At 63.1% G+C, this 26,052-nt stretch carries 28 protein-coding genes and 1 other RNA gene; 14 read left to right on the top strand and 15 right to left on the bottom strand.

Annotated elements, in window-relative coordinates; translation table 11 throughout:
• The first annotated feature begins 26 nt into the window (after positions 1 to 26).
• From E7681_RS12605 to E7681_RS12590, 4 genes are all read left to right on the top strand, one after another.
• Positions 27 to 644: a M23 family metallopeptidase gene (locus tag E7681_RS12605; protein ID WP_136339656.1), complete on the top strand. Its 618-nt coding sequence runs from the start codon at positions 27 to 29 to the stop codon at positions 642 to 644.
• Positions 645 to 991, top strand: a transfer-messenger RNA (tmRNA) gene (gene ssrA, locus E7681_RS12600). It begins immediately after the preceding gene.
• A gap of 91 nt (positions 992 to 1,082) precedes the next feature.
• Positions 1,083 to 1,508: an ester cyclase gene (locus E7681_RS12595; protein ID WP_136339655.1), complete on the top strand. Its 426-nt coding sequence runs from the start codon at positions 1,083 to 1,085 to the stop codon at positions 1,506 to 1,508.
• A gap of 119 nt (positions 1,509 to 1,627) precedes the next feature.
• On the top strand, positions 1,628 to 2,074 hold the full coding sequence (locus tag E7681_RS12590; RefSeq protein WP_136339654.1) for an SspB family protein: 447 nt from the start codon (positions 1,628 to 1,630) through the stop codon (positions 2,072 to 2,074).
• Between the two features lie 56 nt (positions 2,075 to 2,130).
• On the opposite strand, the gene E7681_RS12585 is transcribed toward E7681_RS12590, so the two are convergent.
• Positions 2,131 to 2,364 (bottom strand): hypothetical protein, encoded by a 234-nt coding sequence (locus tag E7681_RS12585; protein ID WP_136339653.1) that lies wholly within the window; start codon positions 2,362 to 2,364, stop codon positions 2,131 to 2,133.
• Positions 2,365 to 2,420: 56 nt separating this feature from the next.
• Here E7681_RS12585 and fumC point away from each other — a divergent pair, with 56 nt between their 5' ends.
• Genes fumC through E7681_RS12570 form a run of 3 tightly spaced genes read left to right on the top strand, consistent with a single transcriptional unit; the run spans position 2,421 to position 4,203 of the window.
• The gene (gene fumC, locus E7681_RS12580) at positions 2,421 to 3,815 is read left to right on the top strand and encodes a class II fumarate hydratase (RefSeq protein WP_136339652.1); all 1,395 of its coding nucleotides are present in this window, start codon (positions 2,421 to 2,423) and stop codon (positions 3,813 to 3,815) included.
• Positions 3,815 to 3,988 (top strand): DUF4169 family protein, encoded by a 174-nt coding sequence (locus tag E7681_RS12575; RefSeq protein ID WP_136339651.1) that lies wholly within the window; start codon positions 3,815 to 3,817, stop codon positions 3,986 to 3,988. Before fumC ends, E7681_RS12575 begins: the two co-directional genes overlap by 1 nt.
• Entirely contained in the window at positions 3,985 to 4,203 is a 219-nt protein-coding gene (locus E7681_RS12570; protein ID WP_136339650.1) for a ribbon-helix-helix domain-containing protein, read from the top strand. Before E7681_RS12575 ends, E7681_RS12570 begins: the two co-directional genes overlap by 4 nt.
• Here the strand turns inward: E7681_RS12570 and E7681_RS12565 are convergent.
• The 4 genes from E7681_RS12565 to E7681_RS12550 form a co-directional block, all read right to left on the bottom strand.
• Positions 4,200 to 5,558: a cytochrome P450 gene (locus tag E7681_RS12565; protein ID WP_136339649.1), complete on the bottom strand. Its 1,359-nt coding sequence runs from the start codon at positions 5,556 to 5,558 to the stop codon at positions 4,200 to 4,202. The two genes, E7681_RS12570 and E7681_RS12565, sit on opposite strands and share 4 nt — an antisense overlap.
• An 8-nt stretch (positions 5,559 to 5,566) precedes the next feature.
• Complete coding sequence (locus E7681_RS12560) at positions 5,567 to 6,769, bottom strand: hypothetical protein (protein ID WP_136339648.1); 1,203 nt, start codon at positions 6,767 to 6,769, stop codon at positions 5,567 to 5,569.
• Between the two features lie 49 nt (positions 6,770 to 6,818).
• Positions 6,819 to 7,568 (bottom strand): cytochrome c biogenesis CcdA family protein, encoded by a 750-nt coding sequence (locus E7681_RS12555; RefSeq protein ID WP_136339647.1) that lies wholly within the window; start codon positions 7,566 to 7,568, stop codon positions 6,819 to 6,821.
• Between the two features lie 104 nt (positions 7,569 to 7,672).
• On the bottom strand, positions 7,673 to 10,381 hold the full coding sequence (locus tag E7681_RS12550; RefSeq protein WP_136339646.1) for an Rne/Rng family ribonuclease: 2,709 nt from the start codon (positions 10,379 to 10,381) through the stop codon (positions 7,673 to 7,675).
• Between the two features lie 539 nt (positions 10,382 to 10,920).
• Between E7681_RS12550 and E7681_RS12545 the strand changes: the two genes are divergently transcribed.
• The gene (locus tag E7681_RS12545; RefSeq protein ID WP_136339645.1) at positions 10,921 to 12,120 is read left to right on the top strand and encodes a glycerophosphodiester phosphodiesterase family protein; all 1,200 of its coding nucleotides are present in this window, start codon (positions 10,921 to 10,923) and stop codon (positions 12,118 to 12,120) included.
• A gap of 98 nt (positions 12,121 to 12,218) precedes the next feature.
• Here E7681_RS12545 and E7681_RS12540 read toward each other — a convergent pair whose 3' ends face one another.
• The 5 genes from E7681_RS12540 to purC are packed head-to-tail and all read right to left on the bottom strand — an operon-like array spanning position 12,219 to position 17,070.
• Positions 12,219 to 13,556 carry a sigma-54-dependent transcriptional regulator gene (locus E7681_RS12540; protein ID WP_136339644.1) on the bottom strand — a complete coding sequence of 446 codons (1,338 nt, stop codon included), beginning with the start codon at positions 13,554 to 13,556 and terminating at the stop codon, positions 12,219 to 12,221.
• Positions 13,557 to 13,561: 5 nt separating this feature from the next.
• Complete coding sequence (locus tag E7681_RS12535) at positions 13,562 to 15,331, bottom strand: sensor histidine kinase (RefSeq protein ID WP_136339643.1); 1,770 nt, start codon at positions 15,329 to 15,331, stop codon at positions 13,562 to 13,564.
• A 35-nt stretch (positions 15,332 to 15,366) separates the two neighbouring features.
• On the bottom strand, positions 15,367 to 16,035 hold the full coding sequence (gene purQ, locus E7681_RS12530; RefSeq protein WP_136339642.1) for a phosphoribosylformylglycinamidine synthase subunit PurQ: 669 nt from the start codon (positions 16,033 to 16,035) through the stop codon (positions 15,367 to 15,369).
• A gap of 19 nt (positions 16,036 to 16,054) precedes the next feature.
• The gene (gene purS / locus E7681_RS12525; RefSeq protein WP_136339641.1) at positions 16,055 to 16,285 is read right to left on the bottom strand and encodes a phosphoribosylformylglycinamidine synthase subunit PurS; all 231 of its coding nucleotides are present in this window, start codon (positions 16,283 to 16,285) and stop codon (positions 16,055 to 16,057) included.
• A gap of 26 nt (positions 16,286 to 16,311) precedes the next feature.
• Positions 16,312 to 17,070 carry a phosphoribosylaminoimidazolesuccinocarboxamide synthase gene (gene purC, locus E7681_RS12520; protein ID WP_136339640.1) on the bottom strand — a complete coding sequence of 253 codons (759 nt, stop codon included), beginning with the start codon at positions 17,068 to 17,070 and terminating at the stop codon, positions 16,312 to 16,314.
• 165 nt (positions 17,071 to 17,235) lie between these two features.
• Here purC and E7681_RS12515 point away from each other — a divergent pair, with 165 nt between their 5' ends.
• From E7681_RS12515 to E7681_RS12505, 3 genes are all read left to right on the top strand, one after another.
• A complete protein-coding gene (locus E7681_RS12515; RefSeq protein WP_136339639.1) occupies positions 17,236 to 17,550 on the top strand; it encodes a DUF1476 domain-containing protein in 315 nt (104 codons plus the stop codon).
• A 178-nt stretch (positions 17,551 to 17,728) separates the two neighbouring features.
• On the top strand, positions 17,729 to 18,745 hold the full coding sequence (bmt, locus tag E7681_RS12510; RefSeq protein ID WP_136339638.1) for a betaine--homocysteine S-methyltransferase: 1,017 nt from the start codon (positions 17,729 to 17,731) through the stop codon (positions 18,743 to 18,745).
• 134 nt (positions 18,746 to 18,879) lie between these two features.
• Positions 18,880 to 19,164 (top strand): hypothetical protein, encoded by a 285-nt coding sequence (locus E7681_RS12505; protein WP_136339637.1) that lies wholly within the window; start codon positions 18,880 to 18,882, stop codon positions 19,162 to 19,164.
• Between the two features lie 8 nt (positions 19,165 to 19,172).
• Here the strand turns inward: E7681_RS12505 and E7681_RS12500 are convergent, their stop codons facing one another.
• Complete coding sequence (locus tag E7681_RS12500) at positions 19,173 to 20,261, bottom strand: PA0069 family radical SAM protein (protein ID WP_136339636.1); 1,089 nt, start codon at positions 20,259 to 20,261, stop codon at positions 19,173 to 19,175.
• A 209-nt stretch (positions 20,262 to 20,470) separates the two neighbouring features.
• On the opposite strand from E7681_RS12500, the gene E7681_RS12495 reads away from it, so the two are divergent.
• Positions 20,471 to 21,169, top strand: coding sequence for a corrinoid protein (locus E7681_RS12495; RefSeq protein ID WP_136339635.1), 699 nt, complete (start codon positions 20,471 to 20,473; stop codon positions 21,167 to 21,169).
• A 41-nt stretch (positions 21,170 to 21,210) separates the two neighbouring features.
• A complete protein-coding gene (locus E7681_RS12490; RefSeq protein WP_136339634.1) occupies positions 21,211 to 21,849 on the top strand; it encodes a DUF1638 domain-containing protein in 639 nt (212 codons plus the stop codon).
• 115 nt (positions 21,850 to 21,964) lie between these two features.
• Here the strand turns inward: E7681_RS12490 and E7681_RS12485 are convergent, their stop codons facing one another.
• Positions 21,965 to 22,372, bottom strand: a complete 408-nt coding sequence (locus tag E7681_RS12485) for a SufE family protein (RefSeq protein ID WP_136339633.1) — start codon at positions 22,370 to 22,372, stop codon at positions 21,965 to 21,967.
• Between the two features lie 126 nt (positions 22,373 to 22,498).
• Between E7681_RS12485 and E7681_RS12480 the strand changes: the two genes are divergently transcribed.
• The gene (locus tag E7681_RS12480; protein ID WP_136339632.1) at positions 22,499 to 22,996 is read left to right on the top strand and encodes a hypothetical protein; all 498 of its coding nucleotides are present in this window, start codon (positions 22,499 to 22,501) and stop codon (positions 22,994 to 22,996) included.
• 32 nt (positions 22,997 to 23,028) lie between these two features.
• On the opposite strand, the gene rnd is transcribed toward E7681_RS12480, so the two are convergent.
• From rnd to purM, 3 genes are all read right to left on the bottom strand, one after another.
• Positions 23,029 to 24,186, bottom strand: coding sequence for a ribonuclease D (gene rnd, locus E7681_RS12475; RefSeq protein ID WP_136339631.1), 1,158 nt, complete (start codon positions 24,184 to 24,186; stop codon positions 23,029 to 23,031).
• A 97-nt stretch (positions 24,187 to 24,283) separates the two neighbouring features.
• Positions 24,284 to 24,877, bottom strand: coding sequence for a phosphoribosylglycinamide formyltransferase (purN, locus tag E7681_RS12470; RefSeq protein ID WP_136339630.1), 594 nt, complete (start codon positions 24,875 to 24,877; stop codon positions 24,284 to 24,286).
• On the bottom strand, positions 24,874 to 25,920 hold the full coding sequence (gene purM, locus E7681_RS12465; RefSeq protein ID WP_136339629.1) for a phosphoribosylformylglycinamidine cyclo-ligase: 1,047 nt from the start codon (positions 25,918 to 25,920) through the stop codon (positions 24,874 to 24,876). Before purM ends, purN begins: the two co-directional genes overlap by 4 nt.
• Positions 25,921 to 26,052 lie beyond the last annotated feature (132 nt).

Raw genomic sequence — 26,052 nt, 5'->3', positions numbered from 1 at the left:
CCCTTCCCGTAGGGAAGGAGAACCGGATGCGCCTCGTCTACATGCTCAGCCTGCTGGCGCTGACCGGTTGTCAGTTGGGCAGTTACGGGCAATCCGCGCACTATCACTACTCGGTCGAGCATCCGATTCCGGTCAGCATTCCGGCCAACGCCCCTTCGGTCATCCAGCAGTATCGCCCACCGCGCAGGGATCGTGGCCGCGAAGGTGGCGGCGAACATCCCGGCATCGACATCTACGAGGCGCGCGGCGTGCCCGTTCTGGCGGCAGCCGATGGCGTGGTTCTGGCCTCGTTCAGGGAACCGTCCTACGGCAACCGCGTGGTGATCCAGCACAAGGCGGGCCCCAACGGCCTGCCCCTGCAAACGGTGTACAAGCACCTTGACACCCGGCTGGTGTCCAAAGGCGATCGCGTGAAGCGCGGCCAGCAGATCGGCGGGCTTGGCAACTCGGGCATCTTGGCGGCGGGCATCCTGCACCTGCATTTCGAGGTGCACGAGACCGATCAGGGCCACACCGCCCCGCGCGATCCGAACCGGTTCTGGGTCAAGGGCGAAGGCCAGATCACCTGCTACAATCCGCGCCGACACGTATCGCGCCGCCCGGTCCGCCTCAGCTATCCGATCCTGTGCAAACCCACGAAGTGAGGGCTTTAATTCCGTCGCGCGCCGCACTATATCTGGGTTGTCCTTCGGGACTATGGGCATAAACGCGCATGTAATAAACGGATCGGACCCGGGGGCGGTACCCGGCGGCTCCACCAAAATCCTTCGTTTGAGGATCATGGGGCCGAAACAGGATCGACGAACGCGTAAAGATGTAGCTTTGTCCCGGTGAGGTACCACCGTTATCGGTCCGAAAAGTACAATTGCAAACGACAATCGTGCTCCGGTCGCAATGGCTGCGTAAGCAGTCGGAGTTACCGAAATCTAAGTCCTTGCGCCTAGCAGCGTAAGGCGGGGTTCGCAGGTACCTGGCAACAGAAACCTGCACTTTCCCCCCATCGTGGAAATCCCGTAGTCGTTCACACTTTGTTCAGCAGATTGACCTAGCTTCGCCCCACAACGTGCAGAGCGAGGTTTGCCATGTCCAATACCGACATCATGCGTGAATGGTTTTCCCGAGTTTGGGAACAAGGCGATGTTTCCGCCATCGATGAATTGTTCGTCCCCGACACCCAGGCCCGCGGGATCGTGCCCGACATGGAAATGGGCGGGGAAGAGTTCAAATTCCTGGTCGCCACCATGCAGGAAATCATCACGCCGCCCAAGGTGCGCATCGACAAACTGGTCGAACAAGACGACTGGATCGCCGGTCTGATGACGATGCAGGCCGAAAGCCTGATCGAGCGGAAACCGGTTCAGGTTTCGGCGATGGTGTTCTGCCGTTTCCGCGACGGGCGCATCGTCGAGGCCTACAACAACTTTGATTTTGTTGGATTTTTCGAACAGATCGGGATGCTGCCGGAAAACACGATCGCGCTGTGCCTGTCGGGCCAGTCAATCGGGTAAGGCGCATTTCCTGACGTCCGGTCGCAAAACGAAATGGGGCGCGGAAAAAATCTCCGGGTCCTCTTTCGTTTTGTTCCGAATCCCCTATGCTCTGGAACCGGACTTTCAAGGAACCCCTGATGTCGAAATCCATCGATTATGGCAGACTGATGCACCGCGCCATGCGTGGCCTGATCCAGCAAGTGCTGGAGGGTGTCGCCCAACACGGTTTGCCGGGTGCGCACCATTTCTTCATCACCTTCGACACCACTCACCCCGAGGCACAACTGGCCGATTGGCTCAAGCAGCGTTATCCGACCGAGATGACCGTGGTGATGCAGCACTGGTACGAAAACCTTGAGGTCACGGATGACGGCTTCTACGTCACGCTGAATTTCGGCGACCAGCCTGAACCGCTGTACATCCCCTATGACGCGATCAAGACCTTCGTCGATCCGTCGGTGGAATTCGGCCTGCGCTTCGAATCGGCCGAGGCGGAGGATGACGAGGATCCCACCCCACCGAACGACGATCCCGCCCCGCACCACGATGCCGAGGTCGTCAGCCTGGACAAGTTCCGCAAGTAATCGCTGATCCATCCGACCCTTCACGCGGCTGAAACACAGCTCTGGCGCGCCCCCTTTCAACACTTGAAGGGAAGGCCAACATGACGACTGATTTTGCTGTAGTTCTGGGCCATATGATGCGCCACCCGACCGAAGGACTGGAACAGGGTCAGGGTCCGATCATCGAAATCGGGCCGGTTCTCGGCCGCGCCCTGCGCGTCATACCCCCCGCGCGTCAGCGTCGCAAAATACGCACGGTATGGGCCAATTTGCCGCCCGCCCGCACACTTGTATTCCATCGTATGCAACATTGAATTTCCTGCTGGTTTCGGTATGTAGGCGGCAATTCCCTTCAGGAGGCTGACCTATGACTCAAACTCGTACCGAAACCGACAGCTTTGGCCCGCTGGAAGTCCCCACCGACAAGTACTGGGGCGCACAGACCCAGCGCTCGATCATGAACTTCCCGATTGGCTGGGAAAAGCAGCCGGTCGCCATCGTTCGCGCCCTGGGCGTGATCAAGAAGGCCTGCGCCATGGCCAACAAGGCCTCGGGCAAGCTGGACGCGACACTGGCCGATGCGATGATCCAGGCCGCCGGCGAAGTGATCGAAGGCAAGTTCGACGACAACTTCCCGCTGGTCGTCTGGCAGACCGGTTCGGGCACCCAGTCGAACATGAACGCGAACGAGGTGATCTCGAACCGCGCCATCGAGATCCTGGGCGGCGTGATCGGCTCGAAAAAGCCGGTGCACCCGAATGATCACGTGAACATGGGTCAGTCCTCGAACGACACCTTCCCGACCGCGATGCATGTGGCCGCCGCGATGACCACGCGCGACGTTCTGCTGCCGGGCCTGCGCAAGCTGCTGGCCGGGCTGGAGCAAAAATCGAACGAATTCAAGGACATCATCAAGATCGGCCGGACCCACACCCAGGACGCCACCCCGCTGACGCTGGGCCAGGAATTCTCGGGCTACGCACACCAGATCCGTCAGGCAATCGCCCGCGTGGAAATGGCCCTGCCCGGCATCTACGAGCTGGCACAAGGCGGCACCGCCGTCGGCACCGGCCTGAACACCGATCTGGGCTGGGGCGAAACCGTCGCTGCCAACATGGCTGAAATCACCGACCTGCCCTTTGTCACCGCCCCCAACAAGTTCGAGGCCCTGGCCGCCCATGACGCGATGGTTTTCATGTCGGGCGCGCTGGCGACCGCAGCGGGTGCGATGTACAAGATCGCCAACGACATCCGTTTCCTGGGCTCGGGCCCGCGTTCGGGTCTGGGCGAACTGATCCTGCCGGAAAACGAGCCGGGCTCGTCGATCATGCCGGGCAAGGTGAACCCGACTCAGGCCGAAGCGATGACCCAGGTCGCCGCTCACGTCATGGGCAACGACGCCGCGATCAAGTTCGCCGGCTCGCAGGGTCACTTTGAACTGAACGTCTACAACCCGATGATGGCCTACAACCTGCTGCAATCCATGCAGCTGCTGGGCGACGTGGCCGACAGCTTCACCGAGCGTATGCTGCTGGGCATCGAGGCCAACAAGCCGCGTATCCAGAAGCTGATGCAGGAATCGCTGATGCTGGTGACCGCGCTGGCCCCGACCATCGGCTACGACAACGCCACCAAGGTCGCCAAGACCGCGCACAAGAACGGCACCACCCTGAAGGAAGAGGCGATCGCCCTCGGCTTTGTGGACGAGGCAACGTTTGATGCCGTCGTGCGCCCCGAAGACATGATCGGCCCGAAAGGCTGATGACTGAACCGGTCAACCTGAACCGGTTTCGAAAAGACAAAGCGCGGGCCGAGAAAAAGGCCCGCGCTGACGAAAACGCGGTCAAATTCGGGCGTACCAAAGCGCAAAAGGATCTGGACCGCGCCCGCGCCGAGAAAGCCGACCGCGATCTGGACGGCAAGAAGCGCGAATGAGCACCCGGCCTGTCAAACGCTCGCTCACCCTCAAGGGGCACCGTACCAGCGTGTCGCTGGAGGATGAATTCTGGCAGGCATTCCGCGAAATCGCCGAGCTTCAGGACAAACCCATCAACGTACTGGCTGCCGAGATCGACGCCACCCGCGATCTGGAAACCGGTCTTGCGACGGCGATCCGCCTGTTCGTGCTGCGCCACTACCGCGCGCGTTAACGCGGTGTGACTGCCAGCCAAATGCCATCCTTACCGCGCACCGTCAGATGTGCGACCGGCATGGCGGGGCGGTCCTGCACCAGTTCGAACCGATAGGCGCGCACCAGCATCGACAGGATCAGCGGCCCCTCGATCATCGCGAACGCCGCACCCGTGCAGACTCGTTGCCCGGCCGAGAACGGGATATAGGCGTTCCGCAGGCAGGTCTTGCCGTTTTCGGTCTTGAAACGGGTCGGATCGAACTCATCCGGCCGATCCCACAGCCGCTCATGCCGATGCAGGTGCCACGGGCTGAGCACGATCTGGCTGCCCTTTGGCACCGTCCGCCCCCGGAACGTCTCGGCCTGCGTCGCCTCGCGCACCATCATGGGGACGGGGGGATAAAGGCGCAGCGTCTCGCGGAACACATTGCGCGACAGGGTCAGTTTCGAGACCGTCGAAAAGTAGATGGTTTCGGGGTCGATTACCTCCTGCGCCTCTGCCGCGACCCGCTCTTGCCACTCGGGATAAAGCGCCAGCAGATACAGCGCCCAGGCCAGCGCCGAGGCGCTGGTTTCATGGCCGGCGAGGAAGAAGATGGCAACCTGATCAACCATCTCATCCGTGTCGAACCGCGCCCCGTTCTGCGGATCGGCCGTGGTCATGATCTTGGTCGCCAGGTCATCCGGGGCCGTCCCTGCCCGGATCGCGGTCATCCGTTCGGCGGTCAGTTGCGTGATCAGCCCCCTGATCTTGCGCGCCGTGGCTTTCGTACGACGATTGTGAAAGCGCGGGAACCATTTCGGCAGGGGCAGCAAGGCGCCCAGATTTACGACCGGCTGCGCGCGCTGATGCTCTCGGAATTCAGCAAACACCTGCGTGGCGACCTGATGTTCGATAGGAATCGAGAATAGCGTGCGAAAGATCACGTCCGCCGCCGCGTGACTGGTTTGCGCTTCGATTTCAATCGGTTGGCCGTCCGCCAAGGGCCGCAACCGCGCGACCGCCGCACACGCGGCGTCCCACATCGCGGGAAACACCTCGCGCAGACGCCCCCCTTCGAAGGCCGGATCAATGATCCGCCGCTGCCGCTTCCACGTCTCGCCGTTGGTGACGAAAACCGAGTTGCCCAGCAATGGTGTTAGCCCCTCGCGGATGCGGTCGGACTTGGGGAAGTCGTCGGGGCGGTCGCGCAGGACCAGGTTCACCAGCTCGGGCTGATTGCACAGATACGATCGGAAAAACGGCGTGCGAAACTCGGCCATCCAGGCCCGGTACAGCCGCGCGGGCTGCGCCGACAGGATATCGCGGCGGAACAGCTGCAAATACCGCCAGAGCGAGACCTTGTCGGCCCGCGCGGGCGGCTTGGGGGGCATCGGGCAACTCATGGTGCAACCGATACGTATTTCGAGACGGCGTAATCAATGCGCGACTTGGACGCGGCGCGGCCGTCATAGCGCGCGCGCAGGGTCAGCGGGCCGGCGGTGATCTGGAAATAATCATAGTCGCGGGGCTGGTCAAAGGCGCAGAGGTACTGAAAATGCAGGCGGAAATAGCGGCGTTTCAGGCGGTTCCACGTCTCGGGGCGCAGCGTCTGGCTGAAGGCGGCAGAAAAGACCAGCGGCCAGCGTTTGGTCGGCCCCGCCACGCCCGAGACCGCAACCGGATCGCACAGCGCAAAGGCACAGCCATCGCCGGGGGCCGTCACGTCCACCCAGGCGATCTGGGAACGCTCGGACAGATAGGCCAGATCGGCGCGCAGCTGCCAGGCGTCGGGCAGGAACGACACCATCGGCACCACCTGGCCCAGCGTCAGCAGGTTCAACTCGGGGCCAATCGTGCGCCCCTCGCGCAGCAGCTGCGCCAGGATTGACACCGCCAGATGCGCGCCCGAGCTGTGACCGACGACCAGAACCTCGTCCGCATCCGTGTCCAGCGCGGCCCGGATCGTTTGGGTAAACTGCGCCAGACGCTCGGCCAGTTCGGGGGCGATGGCCCCGCCGGTCCGGGCGGAATAGGCATAGTCGTGCATCAGGTAATAGGCAAAGAACTTGCTGTCCTGACGGCGGAACCACATCAGGATCGGGGGCACGGCCGCCAGCCCCAACAGCGACAACGCGGGATGCAGCAGCGCCAGAGCCCAGCCGATCAGCCCCGCAACCCCAAGCGCGAGGGCCAGCTGCACCAGCAGAAACACCACTGGGTAGAGCGCCGCGATCACCGGCCCTTTGCGCAGCCGCATCAGCCGCCATAACGCGCCCGAGCCGATGTACATCCACGCCGTACGCACCAACTGCCCGTAGGTCGCCAAGATCCCCTGATCCATGCTGTCGCGCACGATGTCAGACCAGACCAGCACCTCGACATCAGCCTCGACGTCCCGCCCATCCATCCGGGCCGAGACGTGCCAGCCATAGGGCCCTGGCGCGGTTTTGGGTTTCAGCGCAATATCATAGCCCGAGATCTGCGCCTGCGCGGCGCTTTCCTTGCGGTACAATTCTCGATAGCGACGCGGGTGAAACGGGTCATAGCCGGGGATGTAGAACACCCGGCGTTTGCGGACCTGTTGTTGCTCGACTGCGCTCATCTCACCCTCTTGGAGGCACGCTAGCGCAGCTTTCCGACCGAAGTAAGACTTAACCGAGGCTGGCCAGCGCGGGGAAATGCTCCAGCAGCCAGTAGGAGAATGTCGAGAAGCCGCCGGTCAGCATCAGCAAGCCGATGGTCCACAGCAGCAGCCCCATGACGCGCTCGATCTGCTCCATGTGGCGTTTCATCCAGCCCATCAGCCCGCCCAGACGCGGCAGGAACGCGGCGACCAGCAGGAAAGGAATGCCCAGGCCCGCCGCATAGACGGCCAGCAGGATGGTGCCCCGGCTGATCGACGCCTCAGAGGCGGCCAGCGACAGGATCGCGCCCAGCTGCGGGCCAATGCAGGGCGTCCACCCGAACGCAAAGGCCAGCCCCAGGATGTAGGCACCAAACGCGCTGCCACCGCGATCACCGGCATCCAGGCGCGCCTCGCGGTCCAGGAACTTGATCCGGTAGACCCCCACGAAATGCGCGCCGAAAATCATCACGACGACGCCTGCGATGGTGTTGAACCAGTTCTGATAGGCCAGAAACACCGAGCCGATCGCCGACGCGGTAAAGCCGAGGAACAGGAAGACCGTCGACAGGCCCAGAACGAAGAAGAACGCCGGACCCAGCGCTGAGCGCCCCTTGCCGCCAGAGTTCAGATCGCCCAACGAGACCCCGCTCATATAGGCCAGGTACGGCGGCACAATGGGCAACACGCAGGGGCTGAGGAACGAGAGAAACCCCGCCAGCAGCGCCACGAACATCGCAGGCATCAGGCCTGCATCTATGATCTCGATTCCGAACATGGCTCTCTGTTAGGGGAAATTTTCGGCCGCGTCACTGCGACGGAATTCACAATTGCGTTGCGTCAACGAAAAACGCCGCCCCGGTGTGGAGCGGCGTTTTTGGATCAGCGACCGGCGTTCCACCAGCCACGGCGTTTCGGCTTGTCCGGCTCTTCCTCGGCGACCACTTCAGGCTCTACAGCCACGGGTGCCTCGGCGGGCTCGGCCACAACTTCCGCAGCGGGTTCCGACTGGGCGGGTTCTTCAACCTCGGCGACAGGCTCAGGCTGCGGTTCGGCAGGCTGTTCCTCGGCGACGGGTTCGGCCACCTCTGCGACCGGTTCCGCTGCCGGTTCCTCAGAGGCGACGACCTCCTCGGTTGCCGCAGCGGGTTCTTCCGCAGGCGCTTCGGGGACAGGTTCTGCCACCTCTGCCACGGGCTCTGCCGCAGCAGGCTCGACCGCTTCTTCTGCCGGTGCTGCAGCCTCAACGGGGGCTGCCTCTTCGCTCACGGCCTCGTCCGAAGTTTCCGCATCATCGGTGTCGCGCGATTTGGAGCGCGAACGGCGGCGGCGCGACCGCTTCTTGGGGGCCTCTTCGGCGGCGTCTTCACCTTCGGTGGTCTCAGCCTCCGAAGCATCCGCTTCGGCTGCGCCCTCCTCGGCATCGTCCGCACCATCCTCATCCGAGGAGTTGTTCCCGTTCTCGCCATTCTCGCCATCCGACGAGCTGCGCGAACGCGAGCGACGACGACGACGACGGCGTTTCTTGGGCTTGTTTTCTTCCTCGGTCTCGGCATCCGCTTCGACTTCGGCTTCGACGATATCTTCGTCCTCTGCCTCGGCAGCCTCGTCGATCTCGTCCATGATCTTGCTGTCGACCGAGACAACCGGGGTCGTCTGTTCCGGCACCGAGCGGGTGGCCGTCTTGAACTTTTCAAGCGTGAAATCGGGGCTGATCAGCATCGGGTCGCCCTCGATACGGACCGACAATCCATAGCGCGCTTCGATGCCCGCCACGTGTTCACGCTTCTGGTTCATGATGAAGTTGGCGATGCCGACCGGGCATTTCACCAGCACCTCGCGCGAGCGACGGCGGGTGCCCTCTTCCTCGATCTGACGCAGGATCGACAGCGCAAGGTTGTCGTCCGAGCGGATCAGGCCGGTGCCGTGGCAAGCCGGGCACGGCTGGGTGGTGGCTTCGATCATGCCTGGGCGCAGGCGCTGACGGCTCATCTCCAGCAGGCCGAAGCCCGAGATACGGCCGACCTGAATGCGCGCGCGGTCGGTCTTCAGCTTGTCCTTCAGACGCTTTTCGACCGAGGCGTTGTTCTTGCGCTCGTCCATGTCGATGAAGTCGATCACGATCAGACCGGCCAGGTCGCGCAGGCGCAACTGGCGGGCCACTTCCTCGGCGGCCTCAAGGTTGGTCTTCAGCGCGGTTTCCTCGATCGAGCCTTCCTTGGTGGCCCGGCCCGAGTTCACGTCGATCGCAACCAGCGCCTCGGTGACACCGATCACGATGTAACCGCCGGATTTCAGCTGAACCACGGGGTTGAACATGCTGCTCAGGTAGCTTTCGACCTGGTAGCGCGCGAACAGCGGCAGTTGCTCGCCGTAATGCTTCACGTTCTTGGCGTGGGACGGCATGATCATCTTCATGAAGTCCTTGGCGATGCGATAGCCGCGTTCGCCCTCGACCAGCACTTCGTCGATATCGCGGTTATAGAGGTCGCGGATAGAGCGTTTGATCAGGTCGCCTTCTTCATAGATCTTGGCCGGGGCCACGGATTCCAGCGTCAGCTTGCGGATCTGCTCCCACAGGCGGAACAGGTATTCATAGTCGCGCTTGATCTCGGCCTTGGTGCGCTTGGCGCCCGCGGTGCGGATGATCAGGCCCGCGCCACGCGGCACGTCGATCTCGGTGGCGATGTCTTTCAGTTTCTTGCGGTCAGCAGCGTTGGTGATCTTGCGGCTGATGCCGCCGCCACGGGCCGTGTTGGGCATCAGCACGCAGTAGCGGCCGGCCAGCGACAGGTAGGTGGTCAGCGCTGCGCCCTTGTTGCCGCGCTCTTCCTTGACGACCTGGACCAGCAGGATCTGGCGAACCTTGATCACTTCCTGGATCTTGTAGCGACGCGGGCGCGGTTTGCGAACCGGGCGCACGTCCTCGGGATCGTCCTCTTCCGAGACGTTCTCGATCGTGTCGTCTTTTTCGATGATTTCGACCGGGCCGTCGTCATCCTCGTCATCCGAGGCGTCGCTCTCGTCGGACGTTTGCGCTTCGGTCTCCAGCTCCGGCGTATCGGCGGTGGGTTCCTCGACCGGCGTTTCGGCCACACGCTCCATCGGAGAGCTGCCTTCGGCGGCTTCGTCCTCGTCCAGATCGATGGTTTCCATGCCCGCGATCTCGGCGTTCACCTCACGCGTGGCGACAGCGTCAGCCGATTTGGCCGATGCAGCACTGGAACGCGAACGCGAGCGTGACCGACTGGAGCGCTTGCGGGACGAGCCATCGTCGTCCTCTTCGGCCTTCTGCGCTTCGGCATAGGCGCGTTCTTCTTCCAGCAGCGCCTCGCGGTCTGCGACGGGGATCTGGTAGTAATCCGGATGGATTTCCGAGAACGCAAGGAAACCATGGCGATTTCCACCATAGTCCACGAACGCAGCCTGAAGCGAGGGTTCGACCCGCGTTACTTTTGCCAGATAGATGTTGCCAGCAAGCTGACGTTTGTTTTCGGATTCAAAATCGAATTCCTCGACCTTGTTTCCGTCAACCACCACGACCCGAGTTTCCTCGGAGTGGGTGGCGTCGATGAGCATTTTCTTTGCCATTGGGTCCGTCTGCACTGCGGCAAAACCCCTTGACCCGGTGGGCGGGGGCGTTGCGGCAAGTGTCTGTTAGGGGCGAATGCGGACGCGCGGCAGACTTGGCCATCTTGGCCTTCTGCTCCAACACTCTGGTGTCTTGCGCGCCTCATCGCGTTTCTTCTCCGACAGGTTCGCGGCCATGCCACGCCCTGCCCGTTCATTGCCCGGCGGTCCGAAAACGAACGCGGGCGTTTATCATGCCTCTTACGAGGCCAATCGGTCTGCCTGATCGGGCCGGGTTTGATCGGTCATCCGCTCAGGACAGCGAAACTCTCGCGGCGGGCAGAAACCTGCCTGTCGCCGTTCTACCAACATAAGGTGTGCGAGGGATGAATGACAATATGCAAAATTCCCAACCGCCAGCGCGATTGCCTCTGTTGGGGTGTTCTGCTTCGCTTTCCCGTCACCAAGGCTTCATTTGCGCGTCATTCAGACGTCACCGCGCTGTAGCGCGCCTGCCCCACCACTGGGCCATCTCATGACATCCTGATGGAGTTCCCAAGATGAAGACCACCCTTCTGGGCGCACTGGCGCTGACCGCGCTGACCGCCCCCGCCTTTGCAGACCGGATCGAGATGGGCCCCCGCCCCGGCTTTCTGATCGACCGCATGCCCGTCTCTGAGCTGAAGACCAAGCTGGCCGCCTGCGCCGACGCCGAGCCGATCCGCAGCGACTTCTCGATTGGTCACCGTGGCGCCGCGATGATGTTCCCCGAACATACCGAGCAAAGCTATCGCGCCGCAGCCCGCATGGGTGCCGGCATCGTGGAATGCGACGTCACCTTTACCAAGGACAAGCAGCTGGTCTGCCGCCACGCGCAAAACGACCTGCACACCACCACCAACATCTTGGCGACCGAGCTGTCCTCGACCTGCGCCAAGCCGTTCAGCGTCACCGACGGCGTCGCCTCGGCCGAGTGCCGCACATCGGAACTGACCCTGGCCGAATTCCAGAGCCTGACCGGCAAGATGGACGCCGCCGACAAGACCGCCACGACCGTCGAAGGCTACCTGAACGGCACCCCGCGCTGGCGCACCGATCTGTACGCCACCGAGGGCAAAGTCATGACCCACGCCGAGTCGATCGCGCTATTCAAGGAACTGGGTGTGAAATTCACCCCCGAGCTGAAGTCGCCCTCGGTCGAAATGCCCTTCGACGGGTTCACCCAGCAGGACTATGCCCAGAAGATGATCGACGAATACAAGGCCGCAGGCGTGTCGCCTTCGGACGTGTTCGCGCAAAGCTTCAACCTCGAGGACGTGCTGTACTGGATCAAGGCCGAGCCCGAGTTCGGCAAGCAGGCCGTCTACCTGGTCGAGCTGTCCGACAGCTTCAACCCGCAGGACGCCAAGACCTGGAAAGAGGATTTCGCGGCGCTGAAGGCGCAAGGCGTGAACTACCTGGCCCCATCGATGAACATGCTGCTGACCGTCAAGAACGGTCAGATCGTGGCCTCGGACTATGCCAAAGCCGCGAAAGAGGCCGGACTGAACCTGATCACCTGGACGCTGGAACGCTCGGGCCCGCTGGCGGCTGGAGGTGGCTGGTATTTCCAGACCATCAAGGACGCGACCACCGACGACAGCGTCTATTTCACCGCGCTGGACGTGCTGGCGCAGGACGTTGGTGTGAAAGGCGTGTTCTCGGACTGGCCGGCGACCACGACCTACTACGCCTCGTGCATGGCGCAAAAATCGAACTGACCCCTGAAAAACGCGAAGGGCGGCCCTCGTGGCCGCCCCGAATTCTTTCCAAGAATTCGGACAAGAATTTTGAAAAATTCTTGTCCCAGCCCGATCCGTCAGGACAGGTAATCCGCGCGTTGCAGGCCGTACTTGGCCATTTTCTCGTTCAACGTCCGGCGCGGCAGGCACAGTTCGTCCATGACACCCGAGATCGAGCCCTTGTGACGCCGCATCGTGTTGTCGATCAGCATCCGCTCGAACGCCTCGACATATTCCTTCAGCGGTTTGCCTTCGGTCGTCATCACCGGCTGCATGTCATCATGATCGGCCATCAGCAACGAGGTGATCGTCCCGCTGCCCCGGCGCGATTGCAGAACGGCGCGTTCGGCGATGTTGATCAGCTGGCGCACGTTGCCGGGCCAGGGCGCCTGCAGAAGTTGGGCCGCCTCTTGCGCGCTGACTTGCGGGGCGTCGCAGCCATATTCCTCGGCGAATTGCTCGGACAGGCGGGTGAATAATGTCAGGATGTCCTCTCCGCGCTGGCGCAGCGGCGGCAGGGTAATACGCAAGGCGGCGAGGCGATAAAACAGGTCGGGGCGCAGGGCGTCCTCGCAGGTGCGATCCTGCTCCTGCATGTTGCAGATCGCCACGATCCGGGTTTCCGGCGGGGTGCCTTGCTCGTTAATCACGCTCAGCAGGCGGGCTTGCAGCCCGTCCGAGAGCGCCTCGATCCCTTCCAGAACCAGCGTGCCGCCGCGCGCCTCTTCAACGGCGGGCAGTTGCGAATCCTCGGGCAACATCGGGCCGAACAGGCGTTTGGCCAGCGCGTCCTCGTCCCAGGCCGAGCAGGGGATCAGCACGAATTTCTTGCCCGCCCGCGCGCCAACCGCGTGCAGCGCGTGCGCGACCAGCGTCTTGCCGGTGCCGGTTTCGCCGTCGATCAGCACGTGACCATCGGCCTGCCCCAGATCCAGAATATCTTCGCGCAGACGCTCCATCACCGGGGACGTCCCGATGAGTTTCTTCATGATCTGACCACCATCCGACAGCTCTTTGCGCAGTTGGCGGTTGTCCAGCGTCAGGCGGCGGGCGTTGGTGGCCTTCTTGGCCAGCTCGGTCATGCGGTCCGGATTGAACGGTTTTTCCAGAAAATCGTACGCTCCGACGCGCATCGCCTCGACCGCCATCGGCACGTCACCGTGACCGGTGATCATAATCACCGGCAGGGCCGAGTCCGTGCCCATCAGCTTCTTGAGGAACTGCATCCCGTCCATGCCGGGCATCTTGATGTCGCTGATGACGATGCCGGGATAGTCGGCGCCCAGAACCTTCAGCGCGTCTTCGGCGCTGGCGTAGGTTTCCGTGTCATAGCCCGACAGCGCCAGCCATTGGCTGATCGACTGCCGCATATCCTGCTCGTCATCCACAATGGCGATCTTCATCACCTTCGACATGGGCCTTACTCCGCCGCTTCTATTTCAGTGTCATTGGTTAAGATAGGAAGCTGCATCTCGAATACAGCCCCCCCGCCCTCGGCGTTTCGCGCCGTCAGGCGGCCGCCAAGGTCGTGTACGATGCCCGAGGAGATGGCCAAACCCAGCCCGACCCCCTCGCCCGGTTTCTTCGTCGTGTAGAACGGCTCGAACAGCGCATCGAGGTTGTCGATGCCGTGGCCGTTGTCGCGCACGGTCAGGGTCGCGGTTTCGCCCGCAGCCAGAATGATGTCGATCTCGGGGTCTTTCACACCCTGCGTCGCATCCAGCGCGTTGCGCAGCAGGTTGATCATCACCTGCTCGATCCGCACCCGGTCGCCCATCACCTTTACGGGAAGCGACGGGATCGCCCGCGTGATCCGCACATGCCTGTTTTTCAGCTGCGGCTCCATCATCGACAAGGCCGAGGCCAGCGCCTCGTTCATGTTCACCTCGGTCAGGCTGTCGCCACCCTTGCGGGCATAGGATTTCAGCTGACGTGTGATCGCGCCCATCCGGGTGATCAGATCGTCGATCCGCTGGAACGAAGACAGCGCCTCTTCGGGGCGGTTGCGGTTCAGCAGCAGGCGCGCGCCCGCCAGATAGGTTTTCATCGCTGCCAAGGGCTGGTTCAACTCGTGGCTGACGGCCGCCGACATCTCGCCCAAGGCGGCCAGTTTCTGGCTTTGCGCAAGGGTCTGTTCGGCCACGGCAAGGGTTTCCTGCACGCGCTCGCGCTCGGCGATTTCCCGCTGCAGGCGGGCGTTCAACAGGCGCAATTCAGCCGATTCCCGCTGGAACAGCGCCATGCGCAGCGCCGTCTTGCGGCTGAGGAAGTAGAAGGCCAGCGCCAGGAAGATCGCGAAGCCCATGATTTCCAGCGCCAGAAAGCCGTTTACCTTTTCCCGGACCGAGTCGTAGGTGGTGAAGCTGGTGATGCGCCAGCCGCGGAACGGGATGCGCGATTCCATCCGCATGACCGCCTCGCCCTTCACGTAGGCGTCGGCGGGCAGCGCGGCCCAATCGCTGGTGGCCTGGATCGCGCGTTGGATCGCGCCTGATGCCGGATCGGTCTTCAGTGCCTCGGCCTCGGACAGACCACGCCAGCGCGGTTCGGTCGCCAGGATGATCGTGCCGGCACTGTCAGTGACCAGAACGGCATCGGAAATGCCGGCCCAGGCGCGCTCGAATTTCTGTAGGTCGACCTCGACCAGGATGGCTCCCAGCACCTCGCCCTGGTTTTCGACGCGCCGCGAATAGGTAAAGCTGTAGCCGCCGCTTTCGCGCCGCAGCACCGTGAAAACCGTGTCCGACGCCCTTACAGCGTTGAGGAAATACGGGTCATTGCGATGCTGCGAGCCCAGCCGGTTGCGATCCGTCGCGGCCACCGCGCGGCCGTCCTTGTCCAGCAGCATCAGCGAGGCCGCGCCGATTTCATCGACAAAGGAAATCAGCCGCTGCGTGGATTGCGAGAAGTCACCCGAGTTCAGCGCCCCGATCAGCGCCGCGTCCCGCGCCAACAGCTGCGGCACGATGGCGTTCCGGCGCAGCTCGGACAGCAGGTTGCCGCCGTAGAGCGCCAGACGCAGCTCGGCCCGGATGCGGGTGTTCTGGGTGAAGCGGTCAGTCAGAAGGCTGTTGGTGACAAAGACCGTGACCACGGCCAGCGCGAACAGAACGCCCAATGCAACACGCACCCGCCAACTGATCGGGCCGGTGCGTCTTGCAGTATCTCTGGATCGTCGTTTCGTCGCCATGCCCCAGATTACGCCGGGGCCGTGGCAGCCTCAAGTCACGCCGTTGCCAGCTGGTCCAGCAACGCGCGGAACATTGCCACCCCGTCGGTGCCGCCGTGACGTTCGTCCACGCAGCGCTCGGGGTGGGGCATCATGCCCAGCACGCGACGGTTGTCGCTCAGCACACCGGCGATCGAGTCGACCGACCCGTTCGGGTTGTCGGTGTAGCGGAATGCAACGCGGTCTTCGCCGTTCAGGCGGGCCAACAGTTCGGCGTCGGCGTTGTAGTTGCCATCATGGTGCGCGACCGGAACGGTCAGCACCTGGCCCTTTTCGTAGCCCGAGGTAAAAGCGCTGTCGGCGGTGGCCACTTCCAGGCCCACCGGGCGGCAGATGAACTTCAGGTTGGCGTTGCGCATCAGCGCTCCCGGCAGCAGGCCGGTTTCCGTCAGCACCTGAAAGCCGTTGCAAACGCCCAGCACATAGCCGCCACGCTCGGCATGCTTCACCACCGAACGGCAGATCGGCGAGTTGGCCGCGATCGCACCGCAGCGCAGGTAGTCCCCGAACGAGAACCCGCCCGGAATGCCCACGATATCGATATCGCCCGGCAGCTCGGTGTCCTTGTGCCAGATCATGCTGACATCGGCGCCGGCGCGCTCGAAGGCGACGGCCAGGTCGCGGTCACAGTTGGAACCGGGGAATACGACGACGGCAGCTTTCATGGCTGGGGCTCCTTGGCGCTCAGTTCAGCTCGATCGAGTAGCTTTCGATGACGGTGTTCGCCAGCAGCTTCTCGCACATCTCTTTGACGGTGGCTTCGGTGGTGCCGTCAGCCAGGTCCAGCTCGATCACCTTGCCCTGACGGACGCCGTTGACGCCAGCAAAGCCCAGCGAACCCAGAGCGTGGCGCACGGCCTCGCCCTGCGGGTCGAGAACGCCGTTCTTCAGCATGACATGAACACGAGCTTTCATCTGTCTTTCCTTATCTCGCAGCCGGATCAGTTGATCAGGGTCGGTTTGATGGGGGTGGTCGTCTTGGGCAGAACGCCCAGGCGGCGGGCCACTTCGGTATAGGCATCGGTCAGGCTGCCCAGGTCGCGGCGGAACACGTCCTTGTCCAGCTTCTGGCCGGTCTGGATGTCCCACAGGCGGCAGCTGTCGGGGCTGATTTCGTCAGCAACGACCAGGCGCTGGTAGTCGCCTTCGTAGACGCGGCCGATCTCGATCTTGAAGTCGATCAGCTTGATGCCAACGCCATACATGACACCGGCCAGGAAATCGTTGACCCGCAGAGCCAGGCTCAGGATGTCGTCCATGTCCTGCTGGGTGGCCCAGCCAAAGGCGGCGATGTGCTCTTCGGTGACCAGCGGGTCGCCCAGCTTGTCGTCCTTGTAGCAATATTCCACCACGGGGCGCGGCAGCTGGGTGCCTTCTTCGATACCCAGACGAGTCGCCAGCGAGCCAGCGGCAAAGTTGCGCACGATGATTTCCAGCGGGATGATCTCGCAGCTGCGAACCAGCTGTTCGCGCATGTTCAGGCGCCGAAGGAAGTGCGTGGGCACGCCGATATTGATCAGCCCCAGCATGAAATACTCGGACAACAGGTTGTTCAGAACCCCCTTGCCCTCGATCACGTCCTTCTTCTGCGCGTTGAACGCAGTCGCGTCGTCCTTGAAATACTGGACAATGGTTCCCGGCTCCGGACCCTCGTAAAGGGTCTTTGCCTTGCCTTCGTAGATTTTCTTGCGCCGTGCCATGGTCACTCCGTCGCTGGGCCGGGATGAGTCCCGGTTTTGCGCCCTCTTAGTCTAAGGACGCCCCTGTCGCAAGAGAGCCTGACCGGAAAGGCCCGGAACCCCTTGCGCCGAACGTCTCATGCGGGCATATCAGTCTTAACACCAACGTCAGCCGAGGACACTGGAATGACCACCTTTGACGATCGCGAAAACGCATTCGAGAACAAATTTGCCCATGACGAAGAAATGAAGTTCAAGGCCGAAGCACGCTGCAACAAGCTGCTGGGCCTGTGGGCTGCCGAACTGCTGGGCAAGTCGGGTGACGCTGCCGCCGAATACGCCAAATCGGTGATCGTTGCCGATTTCGAAGAAGCCGGCCACGAAGACGTCGTGCGCAAAGTTGCCAAGGATTTGGACGGCAAGGCCGATGCCGACGCCATCCGCGCCAAGCGCGCAGAGCTGCTGCTGGTCGCCAAGGACCAGGTGATGAAAGAAGGCTGAGACCTTCTTTATCAGAGACTTAAGGGAAACGCGGCCTGTTGTGGGCCGCGTTTTTCTTTGGGGGGTGCCTGCACCGCAGCCCCCTGCCCCCGCGAATACCGCGCAATATGGGTTTGCCCTTTGCACGCAAATCTGACAGTTAGCGCCCCGAAACGGCCTGCTTTTCAAGGAACCGACGATGACCGACGCATTGACCAAACTGCTGCAAACCCGCGACTGGCTGATGGCCGATGGCGCGACCGGGACCAACCTGTTCAACATGGGCCTCAGCTCGGGCGACGCGCCCGAGATGTGGAACGAGGAACACCCCGACCGCATCAAGAAGCTGTACAAATTCGCCGTCGATGCGGGCTCGGACATTTTCCTGACCAACTCGTTTGGCGGCAATTCGGCCCGTCTGAAGCTGCACGGCGCGCAAAACCGGGCGCGCGAATTGTCGCGGATCAGTGCTGAACTGGGCCGCGAAGTCGCGGATGCCTCGGGTCGTACCGTGGTTGTGGCCGGCTCCGTCGGCCCGACCGGCGAGATTTTCGCCCCGATGGGCCCGCTGACCCATGCCGCCGCCGTGGAAATCTTCCACGAACAGGCCGAGGGTCTGAAAGAAGGCGGCGCTGACGTGCTGTGGCTGGAAACCATCTCGGCCCCCGAAGAATACAAGGCCGCGGCCGAGGCCTTCGCGCTGGCCGGCATGCCCTGGTGCGGCACGATGAGCTTTGACACCGCCGGGCGCACCATGATGGGCATCACCTCGGCTGCGATGGTGGACATGGTTGAAAAACTGCCGAACCCGCCGATCGGTTTCGGTGCCAACTGCGGCGTCGGCGCGTCGGATCTGCTGCGCACCGTGCTGGGCTTTGCCGCCCACGGCACCGAGCGTCCGATCATCGCCAAGGGCAATGCGGGCATCCCCAAATACCACGACGGCCACATCCATTACGACGGCACGCCCGAGCTGATGGCCGAATACGCCGTGATGGCCCGTGATGCGGGCGCAACCATCATCGGCGGCTGCTGCGGCACCATGCCGGAACACCTGTCCGCGATGCGCGAAGCCTTGGAAACCCGCGAGCGCGGCCCCCGTCCGACGCTGGACGAGATCGCCGCGAAACTGGGCGGTTTCTCCTCGGCATCGGATGGGACTGGCGACGACGACGGCGCGCCCGCACGCCGCACCTCGCGCCGCCGCCGGGGTTAATTTGCACGGCAAAAAACAGAAATGCCAAGTTTTCAATAACTTGGCGTTTCTGGAATGTGATTTAGATCAAATTGATTAACATGTTTTGCACCTAGGGTGTGAGTCGAGTATCTCACCCACTCAAGGAACAAACCATGTCAACCAAACCGGATTTCCCCGAGCGCTGGCGAACCATGCCAGATGAAAAGCGCGCCATTTTCCTGCAAGCCGTTCAAGGCTGCGGCCGACTGACCGAGGAACAGATCAATGCCTTTCCTCAGGTCAAAGCCCTGAAAGGCATCATGAATTGCCTGGTGGATTGCGACGACAAATACGAAGCGGCAGCAAACGCGGGCCCCTCGGACACGCCCAATGTCGAGGCCGGGAAAATGGCGATAAGGATGGCGCTTCGGCAGCATTGCAGCCTGTGCACGGCCTGACCGGCCCGTCAGAACAAGCTTAACTGATCGCCCGCCTTTGGAGGTGGGCGAAACAGATCACAGCGCAACGGCGGCTGCGGCGCATCCAGACCCAGCCGCCGGGCGGCCACGGCAAAACGGTCGGCGATCATCCTGGCATAATGCCCCTCGCCGCGCATCCGGTGGCCCCAGCGCGCCGCGTAATCCGCGCCTCCATGCATCTCGCGCACGCGCGCCATGATCCGCTCGGCCCGGTCGGGGCGATGTTCGTGCAGCCATTCGCGAAACAGCTGCGACACCTCCAGCGGCAGGCGCAGCATGATCCAGCTGGCCGCATCCGCGCCCGCCGCCTTGCCCGCCTTCAGCAGCGCCTCGATCTCGTGGTCGTTCAGCATCGGGATGATGGGAGAGGTCATGATCCGAACCGGCACCCCGGCCTCGGTCAAATGCCGGATCACCTTCAACCGGCGGCGCGGCAGGGGCACGCGCGGCTCCATCGCCCGCGACAGCCCGTCGTCCAGCGTGGTGACCGAGATGCCAACCCGCACAAGCCCCTTCGCGGCCATCGGCGCCAGGATATCCAGATCCCGCTCGATCAGAGTGCCCTTGGTGACGATGGCCACCGGGTGATTGAACGCGCTCAGCACCTCAAGGCAGCCGCGCATGATTCCCCGCGCCTTTTCCAAGGGTTGGTACGGGTCGGTATTCGTTCCGATCGCCAGCGGCGCGACCTTGTAGCCGGGTTTGCGCAACTCGGCGGCCAGCACAGCGGGCGCATCCGGCCGCGCCACCAGCCGGGTTTCGAAATCCAGACCCGGCGACAGTCCCAGATAGGCATGAGTCGGACGGGCGAAACAGTAGATGCACCCATGCTCGCACCCGCGATAGGGGTTCAGCGTCCGGTCAAACGGCAGATCGGGCGAGCGGACATAGTTGATCACGCTGCGCGGCGTTTCCTCGCGCACTTCGGTGCGCAGCTTCGGCAGGTCCTCCTCGATGTCCCAGCCGTCATGCACGCGCACCCGTTCGCAACCCTCGAACCGCCCCGTTCGATTGGTGCTTGCCCCCCGGCCGCGCCGCCGGTCTGCCTGAATTTCATGTGTTTCATGGCTGTCCATCGCCACATCATGAACAAATAGGGAACATTTGCAATCTGCGTCACAATCATCCTGAAGATTTTTCAATCCCCATTCGTGACAATCCCCCCTATAAGTCGGAACCGAAACCAGTCCGGTCGCAATCCGCCTAGTCTACGCGTCGGAAACGGACCAAAGCTGACACGAATATAGGACCACGGCGGCCCCCGCCCCTACAAAGGAATCGCGCCATGTCGGAAGAAGACGACATCATCCTGTCTGAGCTGAACGACGACGAACTGGTCGAACAGATGTTCGACGACCTCTATGACGGCATGAAGGAAGAGATCGAGGAAGGCGTCAACATCCTTCTGGATCGCGGCTGGGCGCCCTACGACGTGCTGACCAAAGCCCTGGTCGGCGGCATGACCATCGTCGGCAACGACTTCCGCGATGGCATCCTGTTCGTCCCCGAAGTGCTGCTGGCCGCACAGGCGATGAAGAGCGGCATGGCCATCCTCAAGCCGCTGCTGGCTGAAACCGGCGCCCCGCGCATGGGCAAGATGGTGATCGGTACCGTCAAGGGCGACATCCACGACATCGGCAAGAACCTGGTCGCCATGATGATGGAAGGCGCCGGCTTCGAAGTGGTCGATCTGGGCATCAACAACGACGTCGACAAATACCTCGGCGCGCTGGAAACCGAACAGCCCGACATCCTGGGCATGTCCGCCCTGCTGACCACCACCATGCCCTACATGAAAACGGTGATCGACACGCTAGCCGCCAAGGGCCTGCGCGACGACTACATCGTGCTGGTCGGCGGCGCCCCCCTGAACGAGGAATTCGGCAAGGCCATCGGCGCCGACGCCTATTGCCGTGATGCGGCCGTCGCGGTGGAAACCGCCAAGTCGTTCATCGCCCGCAAGCACAACCAGATGTCGGCCTGACCGGCCCCCGGCCCGCGCGCACCCCGCGCGGGCCTGTTCCCATGACCCTGCCCAGCGACGCCAGCCTCACCACCGACGGCCTGCCGCCCACCCATAATACCGGGCGGGTGTTGATCATCGCTTGCGGCGCGCTGGCCCGCGAAATCCTGACCCTGATCGAGCTGAACAACTGGTCCCACATGGACCTGACCTGCCTGCCCGCGATCCTGCACAACCACCCCGAAAAGATCGCTACTGCGGTCGAGCAGGCCATCACCAAACACCGCGCCACCCACGCCCAGCTTTTCGTGGCCTACGCCGATTGCGGCACCGGCGGCGCGCTGGAACAGGTCTGCGGCCGCCTCGGCGTACAGATGATCGCCGGCCCGCATTGCTACTCGTTCTTCGAAGGCAACACCGCCTTCGCCCGCCACGACGACGAGATCACGGCCTTCTACCTGACCGACTTCCTGACCCGGCAATTCGACGCCTTCGTGTGGAAACCGCTGGGCCTCGACCGCCATCCGCAACTGCGCGACAGCTATTTCGGCCACTACACCAAACTGGTCTACCAGGCCCAAACCGACGACCCCGCCCTGACCGCCAAGGCCCAGGACGCCGCCGCCCGCCTCGGCCTCGCGTTCGAGCGCCGCTTCACCGGCTACGGCGATCTCGCCACCGCCCTCGCCGATCAGGCCTGACTTCTTCTTTTCTCAAATATCCTGGGGGAATGCGCCGCAGGCGCAGGGGGCAACGCCCCACCCCGCTTCGGCGCAGGCCGAAGCACCCCATGCGCGGCGCAGCCGCACCATTGGATCACGCGGCCGCAGCCACGCTCCGGATGCGCTCGATCATCGCCCGCACCCCGTTCGAGCGTTGCGCCGACAGATGCTCGTGCAGCCCCAGCCGCGCCAGTTCGGCATGGGCGTCGATCTTGCCGACCTCTCCCACCGCCACGCCGTTATAGAGCGACCGAAGTACGGCGATCAGCCCGCGCACGATCAGCGCGTCGCTGTCGCCGTCAAAGCTGAACACGCCGGCATCGATCTTGGGGTGCAGCCAGACCTGGCTGGCGCAGCCGTCCACCTTGGTGGCGGGCACCTTCAGCGCCTCGTCCAGCGCGGTCATCGCCTTGCCCTGCTCGATCACATAACGATAGCGATCCTCCCAGTCCTCCAGGAATTCGAAATCCTCGACGATCGCTTCAAAGCTTTCGGTGGCCATGCGTGTCCCCTTTTTGCCTGTTCCTCAGCTAGCCCCCGCGCGCCCAAAGGTCCAGCCCCGCCTTGCGTCTTTTCAAGCCCGCGCGGATGAGGTAACCCAAACAGGACAGCGACAAAGGCGGATGTTATGCGGATACCCCTCTCGGCCCTTCTGATCTCCACGCTCGTACTGGCGGGCTGCGGCAGTTCCCGTTGGAACCCGGTGAACTGGTTCGGCGGCGGCCGCTCTGAACCTGTCGCGGTTGAGGGGACGAACCCGCTGATCCCGCGCAAATCCGGCAGCATCTTCCGCCGCGGTGAAACGCCCTATACCGGTCAGCTGGTGGACAAGGTCACCGGCCTGAAGGTCGAGCGTGTGCCCGGCGGTGCCGTCGTGCGTGTCACCGGCGTGGCCCGGCTTCAGGGTCAGTACGATGTCAAGCTGATCTCGCCGACCAAGAAAAAGCCCGAAAAAGGCGTGCTGACCTTTGAACTCCGCGCCGAATTGCCGGCAGGCCGTCAGGCCCAGGGCACCGAATGGACGCGCACGCTGACCGTGGCCACTTTCCTGACGGATAACGAGCTGTTCGGCGTCGGCACCATCCGCGTGGTCGGTGCGACCAACGCGATGACCTCGCGCCGCTAAGAAAAAAGGCGCGTCCCCGACGCGCCCTTTTCTTACAATTCCACGATCTTGACGGCCTTGCCCTTGGCAGCCAGGGCGATCTCGCCCTTGCACAGGCGCAGCGCGTCGTCGCCAAAGACCTCGCGCCGCCAGCCTTGCAGCGCAGGCACGTCCCGCAGCCCCGCCGCAATCGCATCCAGGTCCGAGGCCGGTGCGATCAGCTTGGGCGCCACGCCCGACGACTCGGTCTTGGCCTTCAGCAGCACGCGCAGCAGGTCGGCCAGCGCCGGGTTCACCTGCAACTTGTCGTTTTCATCAGCAACCTTGGGGTAGTCGGCGGGCTTGCATTCCACACCGGCCTTGACCGCCGCCAGAATACCATCCGCGATCTCGCCCTTGCGGGCCTCGCGCAGCAGCAGGCGCGAGCGGCCCAGATCGTTCAGCGTCAGCGGCTTGGTCGAGGCCAGCTCGACCAGCGCGTCGTCCTTGTACACCCGGTTGCGCGGGACGTTGCGCGACTGGGCGTAATCCTCGCGGAAGCGTGCCAGTTCGCGCACCACGGCCAGGAATTTGCCGCTGGTGGTGCGGGTTTTGACCCGCTGCCAGGCTTCCTCGGGGCGCACGATATAGGTCTCGGGGTTGGTCAGAACCTGCAGTTCCTCCTGCACCCATTTCTCGCGCTTGTTCTTTTTCAGCTGCGCGGACAGGAATTCGTAGATCTTGCGCAGATGGGTCACATCAGCCAGCGCATAGGTCTTTTGCGCATCCGTCAACGGGCGGCGCGACCAGTCGGTGAAGCGGTGCGATTTGTCCAGCGACGCCTTGGCGATCTTCTTGACCAGCGTTTCATAGCCGACCTGTTCACCAAAGCCGCAGACCATCGCGGCGACTTGCGTGTCGAACAGCGGCTCGGGGAAAACACGCGCGTCGATAAAGAAAATCTCCAGATCCTGACGCGCGGCGTGGAACACCTTCACGACCGAGGTATCGCGGAACAGCTCGTACAGCGGTTCCAGCGACAGCCCATCGGACAGCGGATCGACCAGAACGGCATTTTCATCCGTCTCGCCCGGCATCGCCATCTGGATCAGGCAAAGCTTGGAATAATAGGTCCGCTCGCGCAGAAATTCCGTGTCCAGGGTGACGTAATCGTGGGTGCGGGCTTCGGCGCAGAATGCGGCCAGTTCTTCCGTAGTCGTCAGTGTCTTCATGCGGGCGGTTTTCGATTGTGCCTGTTTGTGGCGAATTGTGCGATTTTGTGCCTATACGCGAAAGGCCCGCCAAAGGAAAGGCGGGCCTTGGGGCGTCTCAGCCCAGATACAGCGGCGAGGTGTCGCCCCTTGCAAAGCGTTCCAGCACGGCGGGGTATAATTTGTGCTCTTGCACCAGAACCCGCGCGGCCAGAGTGTCGGCATCGTCCTCGGGCAGGATCGGTACGCGGGCCTGTCCCAGGATCGGGCCATCGTCCAGCGCGGGCGTGACCAGATGCACGGTGCAGCCGGCCTCGGTATCGCCGGCCTCAAGCGCGCGGGCATGGGTGTGCAGGCCCTTGTACTTGGGCAGCAGCGAAGGGTGGATGTTCAGCATCCGCCCGTCCCATTCGCGCACGAAGCTTTCGGTCAGCACGCGCATGAACCCGGCCAGGCAGACGATATCCGGCTTTGCCGCTTTCAGGTGCTTCAGCAGCTCGGCCTGAAACGCCTCGCGGTCGCCCTTGAAGGGGCGGTGATCCACGGCAAACGTGTCCACGCCCATTTCGGCGGCTTTCTTCAGCCCAGCGGCATTCGCGTCGTTCGAGCCGACCAGCACAGCGCGGGCCGGATGATCCCCCACCATGCTTTCGACCAGTTTCACCATGTTCGAGCCACCGCCCGAAATCAGGATGGCGACCCGTTTGGTCACAGGATCGCCCCGGTATAGCTGACGCCCTCGCCGGCACCCACGGTGCCCAGGCGGCTGACGGATTCGCCAGCGGCGACCAGCAGCTCGGCCAGCGCGTCGGCGCGGTCAGCGTCCACGACCAGGATCATGCCGATGCCGCAGTTAAAGGTCTTCAGCAGTTCGGGTTGCTCCATCCCGCCGGTGGCCGCCAGCCATTTGAAGACGGGAGGCAGCTCCCAGCTGTTCAGGTCGATGCTGGCGCCCATGCCCTCGGGCAGAACGCGCGGCAGGTTCTCGGTCAGGCCGCCGCCGGTGATATGCGCCAGCGCGTGAACGCCGCCTGCGCGCACCGCTTCCAGCGCCTGTTTGACGTACAGACGGGTCGGCGCCAGCAGGGCCGCGCCCAGCGTACCCTCGGCAAAGGGACAATCGGCGTCCCAGCCCAGGCCGGACACTTCGACCAGCTTGCGGACCAGCGAATAGCCGTTGGAATGCACCCCGTTCGAGCCAAGGCCCAGCAGCACGTCGCCCTCTTTCACGCCGGCGGGCAGATCCGCGCCGCGTTCCATCGCGCCGACGGCAAAACCGGCCAGGTCGAAGTCGCCCTTGTGGTACATGCCGGGCATTTCCGCGGTCTCACCACCGATCAGCGCGCAACCGGACTGCGCGCAGCCCTCGGCGATGCCCTCGATGATGCGGGTGGCCTGCTCCAGCTCCAGCTTGCCGGTGGCGAAATAGTCCAGGAAGAACAGCGGTTCGGCGCCTTGGCAGACCAGATCGTTCACGCACATGGCGACCAGATCGATGCCGATCGTGTCGACGTTGCCGGTGTCGATGGCGATGCGCAGCTTGGTGCCCACACCGTCGGTCGCGGCCACCAGGATCGGGTCTTTATAGCCCGCGTCCTTCAGGTCAAACAGCGCGCCAAAACCACCCAGCCCCGACATCACGCCCGAGCGCGTGGTCCGCTTTGCGGCCGGTTTGATCCGGTTGACCAACTCGTTGCCTGCGTCGATATCCACGCCTGCGTCTGCATAGGTGATGCCGTTCTTGCCAGTGCTCATAGCTATTCCCCGATTTCGTTGCGCACCCGTTAAACCAAACCCGCGCCCGAGTCCACGGGGCCACCGATTCAAACACGTACAACACCGCAGGAAGGCCGCCTTTTGCGCCGCACCCGTGGGCCGCGCGGGCAA

Origin of the sequence: Thalassobius vesicularis, assembly GCF_004799325.1 — a bacterium.
In the GTDB taxonomy this organism is placed as follows: domain Bacteria; phylum Pseudomonadota; class Alphaproteobacteria; order Rhodobacterales; family Rhodobacteraceae; genus Thalassobius; species Thalassobius vesicularis.
Note: the sequence above shows the minus strand (reverse complement) of the source record. Positions and strands in the feature narration are given on the sequence as shown.